Source organism: Enterococcus sp. 3C7_DIV0644 (assembly GCF_002141235.1).
Classification (GTDB): Bacteria; Bacillota; Bacilli; order Lactobacillales; family Enterococcaceae; genus Enterococcus_D; species Enterococcus_D entomosocium.
Genome location: NZ_NGLK01000001.1, coordinates 3,077,026 through 3,082,063 on the forward strand (window position 1 = coordinate 3,077,026; position 5,038 = coordinate 3,082,063).

Here is a 5,038-nt window from a genome sequence, read left to right on the forward strand (position 1 = left end):
GTTCTATTCTGTGGAATACTAAATAAGAAATATAAATTTGAACCTTTTTTGAAAATAATAGTGGCAATTGTTGCTTTATTTACTATTCTTTCAACAAATTTTATACCGTGGAAATTTCTATCTAGCTTGGAGAACCCTATTTTAGGGCTTATACAATTTCCGTTTCGTTTCGTTATAACCTCAATAGTTTTGTTATTAATAGGTTTGGCAATAATGATGCGATACTATAAAGGTGCGAGAATAACAAATCCATTTTACTTAGCTATATTACTATGTTTAAGCTTAGTTCAAATAAATTATATGAATACGAGTAAAATGATTAAATGGCATCAAAGTGACACTGCTGTAAATACTAGAGTAAACTCATTTGTTTTCGAAGATGACGAATTCAAAATGAAAAATCAACTTTTTTCAAAAGATAAACAGGAGCTTCTTTTGAGCTTTCAGAAGTCTACGCCAGATTACCTTCCTTTATATAATGATGATAAAATAAGCAGATATGGGACCTATGGGGACGAAATCATCCAAAATAATCATTTTTTCGAAAAAAGCGTTGTTAATGGTAAGCTACAGGTTACTTGGAAATCCCATTCAAATAAAAGTATAAAAATTCCGATTATCAAATATAAACGAACAAATTTGATTTTAAATGGCAATTCTCTTTCAGATGAAGACTTCGATGTCAATACAATAGGAGTTGTAACAGTGAACCAGGTTAAGGGGGAAAATAAACTTATAGTATCATATAATAATCCTTGGTTCTTTTCTATTACAATAATAATTCCTTGTATTGTGTTGCTATTTTTCATAATCGTAACCTTAATAAAAAAGTATAACTTTCATTCATCATAAAAGAATTGTTATCCATCCTAATGACTATATGACGGTTTTGTTACAAATATTTTCTTTTTTTCTTATATCGGTTAGAATAAGGGTTAGTGTAAAAGAGGCGATTACAATTATAAATTATTTAAAACCTTTGGCTAAGACAATTTACTTATTGCCAATTAAATGGTTATCGAAAGTAAAACGAAAAAAAAATAAGCATATCGTATTTTTATTAAGTTTCCCCTCTTCAAGTGAGTACATTTTGGATAAATTGATAGAAAAATATAGAGAAAGAGTGATTATCTGCTATACAAAGAATTGTGCTGAACTGGCTCAAAGGTTTTCTATTCAGGGTAATCTAACTTTATCGATTGATTCCTTATACGACTTATATACTAAGGTGATTCCTGTTCTAGGTTCAAGTAAAATGATTTTATGTGATAATTATTTTCCTTTACTTGCTGAATTTAACTTCGATAAAGAAGTTAGTGTAGTACAACTTTGGCATGCGAATGGTGCTATAAAAAAATTTGGGTTAGAAGCAAATTATGTATCTAGTGAATCGAATATTGATAAAAAAAGATATCAAGCAGTATACAATAGATTTACTCACTTGGTAGTTAGTTCTCCAATGATGGCTAAGATTTTTTGTAAGAGCTATGCTAAAAATTATGGTATATTACCTTTTGGGTATCCTTTAACTGATCAATATTTTAGTGATCAATTCAAAAACGAACTAAAATTTGATTTTATAAAAAAACCCTTGGTTCTCTATGCTCCAACATATCGTGAGACTGAAAGAGATCAATCATTTAGTTTAGAAGAGTTTATAAAACAAATCCCATCGAACTTGCAACTGATTATCCATCCGCATCCGCATGATAATTTTCTAAGAGATCAATTATCTGATTTTCCTGAGATTATTCAGCTTCCTAAAGGTGTGTCTTTAACATCTATCCTTTCATATGTTGATTATCTAGTAACAGATTATTCATCTATTCCTTTTGAATATTCATTAGCAAATCCCAATGGGCAAATTATCTATTTTTGGTATGATTACAAAACTTATAGTACTAAGGTTGGAATACAAGAGTTATTTGAAAAATACGTAACAGGGACAATTACTTATAGTCATAGTGATCTTAAAAATTCGTTTTTAAAAGAAAATAAATCAGATTTAAAAGAGTTTAATTCCATTTGGAATACTTTTGCAGATGGAAGAGCTATGAAACAACTAATAGATTGGATCGATAAACAATATGAAAACTGAGTTAATTATGGGAATCCCAGTAGATAATCTTACGTATCAAATGATTTTAAGTGATCTTCCGTACTACTTGTTAGAAAAGAAAAAGATGACTATCATTAGTGTTAATCCTCAAATCATAATTGAGGCTAAGAGGTTTCCTGAAGTGATTAATTTGATAAAAACTAGTACACATCGTATTCCTGATGGTATCGGGGTTGTCTTAGTATCAAAATTAACAGGTGGAAATATTAGGGAGAGGGTTGCAGGTTTTGACTTGATGTTAAAGCTATTGGAGTATGCTAATGTAAATGGGAAAAGTGTTTTCTTTTATGGTGCAAGAATAGAAATTCTTAAAGATGCTATTGCCAATATTGGCTCCGCTTATCCTAAAATTAATATAGTAGGCGCAATTGATGGGTATACTAATCTAAGTGAACAAGAAATTGTTAGTAAAATCAACAATTGTAAGCCTGATTTTCTATTTGTTGCATTAGGTTTTCCAAAACAGGAGCAATGGCTATTTAGGAATATTAACAAGTTGAATGTAAGTATTTTTCAAGATGTTGGTGGAAGTTTTGATGTTTTAAGTGGACATGTGAAAAGAGCACCCCAGTTTTTTATAAAATATAATTTGGAATGGATGTATCGTTCACTAAGCAATCCATCTAGAATTGGAAGGATTTTTCAATTGCCCTCCTTTCTTTTTAAAAGTTTGTGGTGGAATTATAGAGGAGTTGACAAATATAAAAAAGATAATTAGTTATCTGTATGGTAAACTTTTTAATTTTATCGCTTCGTATTTTTCCATTAAGAAAAATACGATTCTTTTTGAAAATTTTAATGGCAAGCTCCCTGGAGACAATCCCTATGCAATTTATAACGAATTTATAAACAATATAGACCATAACGATTGGTATGTTTATTGGGGAATCAAAAAAAAATATTTAAGTATAGCTCAAGAGAGATTTCCTGAGATTAACTTTGTTGTTCGTTTTTCTATTAAATGGTTATTTTTAGCTCCCAGATCTAACTTTTGGGTATTTAATGCCCGAATGCCAATTTGGTTAAAAAAGAACAAACAGACTGTATATTTTCAAACCTGGCACGGTACACCCTTAAAAAAATTAGGGTTAGACATTCAGAATGTTTCTATTCCAGGTACAACGAATGAATCTTACAAAGAAAGTTTTATAAAAGAGTCAGAAAGATGGGATTTTTTGATTGCACCGAATGATTATTCGAAAAGGATTTTTAAAAAAGCTTTTCAATTTCAAAATGAGTTTCTTGAAATTGGTTATCCAAGGAATGATCATTTGGTTAAATATGGTAGTAATAATGAAATTAAAAATATATTGAAAAAGAAAATTTTGGGTAGAACTAATGGCAGGGTGATTCTGTATGCTCCTACTTGGAGAGACGACTATTACATTAGTAAGGGAAATTACAAATTTAAGATGCCTTTCCAATTAAAGAAAGTTTTCGATTTGATGAATGAAGATGATGTTTTAATCCTAAGGCCGCATTATTTAGTAGAAGACTCAATTGACATTAATGGGTATGAACAGAAGGTCTTTATTAATAGCTCAGAAGATATTAATAATTTATATTTAATCTCTGATTTTTTAATCACTGATTATTCATCTGTAATGTTTGATTTTGCAGAGCTTCATAAACCGATGTTATTCTACGCTTATGATTTAGATCATTACGAAAAAAAAATCCGTGGATTCTATATTGATTATATAAATGAACTGCCAGGAGCTATCTCCACAAATGAAGAGGACTTTTACAAGCAGTTTAAATTTATGATAAATATGACCTCAAACTACTCAATTACATTTTCAAAAAAATATTCGAACTTTTGTGATAGGTACTGTAGAGGAATGAGCGAAAGTAGCGAAGCAGTTGTAAAAAAAATAATGGAATTTTAAGAACAATTGAATTAAGGAGTTACACTACAATGGTTAGATTACTTAATAAAAAAGTAAGGAAAGTTTTGAAGAAAAAAATAGATAAAAAATATGAATTTCAGTATTTACATTTTATAAAAAATAAAAAGATTAATAAAAACGTTATACTTATTGAGTCTACTCACGGAAGAGATTTCAGTGGGCATGTTTATTATCTTACAAAATATCTTTCGAAAAATTTTAAAGATTTTCAACTAAAGATTGCGATTCAAAATGACAAGAAAGACTGGATAAAAAATTTACTCGACGTTGAAGTAAATTGGACTAATATTGAATTAATTGAATACAATTCGAAAGAATATGTCTATAATTTAGCTACTGCTGAATTTTTAATTAATGATACGACATTTTGGAGTTATTTTAATAAAAGACCTGAGCAAATCTACATTAATATTTGGCATGGAACCCCTCTGAAATGTTTAGGTAAGGCAATGGAAGTTGATGGTTTTGGGAATGTTCAAAAAAATTTCATGGCATCAAACTTTCTTGTAGTTAGTAATGACTACACTAAGGAAAAGATAGTAGAGAATTACAATTTGAAAAATATTTCAAGTACCAATATTGTGGTAGCACCTTCTCCAAGAAATAGTATCCTTTTTGATAATAGTAAAGGATCAGATGTTCGTAATAAAATCGATGTCTCTAATGAGAGAATATACTTTTATATGCCTACATATAGAGATGTAGGTACTTCTGTATCTTTCATAGAGGAAATATTGATTTCTTTTGAAAGAGAACTTAAAGACAATGAGAGATTATTCATAAAGCTTCATCCTTTTGATGCTGAGAAACTCAGTATTGACTTAAATAACTTTAAAAAAGTTATGTTATTTCCAGAAAACGTGGAAACATATGAGTTTTTAACTGCTGTAGATGTGTTAATAACTGATTATAGTTCTATTATGTATGATTTTTTATGCAGCGGTAAAAAGACTGTTTTATTTACTTATGATAAAGAAGAGTATTATTTAAATAGAGGTCTATATGAAGA

Annotated in this window: 4 protein-coding genes and 1 pseudogene; all 5 read left to right on the top strand. The window is 29.2% G+C overall.

What is annotated here, in order from left to right:
- Positions 1–852 (top strand): annotated as a pseudogene (locus A5877_RS17245) (hypothetical protein); the annotation flags it as partial.
- A 28-nt stretch (positions 853–880) separates the two neighbouring features.
- Positions 881–2,098, top strand: a complete 1,218-nt coding sequence (locus A5877_RS14535) for a CDP-glycerol glycerophosphotransferase family protein (RefSeq protein WP_086317035.1) — start codon at positions 881–883, stop codon at positions 2,096–2,098.
- Entirely contained in the window at positions 2,088–2,837 is a 750-nt protein-coding gene (locus A5877_RS14540) for a WecB/TagA/CpsF family glycosyltransferase (protein ID WP_176273481.1), read from the top strand. The genes A5877_RS14535 and A5877_RS14540 overlap by 11 nt, the downstream gene beginning before the upstream one ends.
- Complete coding sequence (locus A5877_RS14545; RefSeq protein ID WP_254907488.1) at positions 2,812–4,008, top strand: CDP-glycerol glycerophosphotransferase family protein; 1,197 nt, start codon at positions 2,812–2,814, stop codon at positions 4,006–4,008. Before A5877_RS14540 ends, A5877_RS14545 begins: the two co-directional genes overlap by 26 nt.
- A gap of 29 nt (positions 4,009–4,037) precedes the next feature.
- Positions 4,038–5,038: CDP-glycerol glycerophosphotransferase family protein (locus A5877_RS14550; RefSeq protein WP_176273483.1), on the top strand; the 1,001-nt coding region annotated here is incomplete at its 3' end.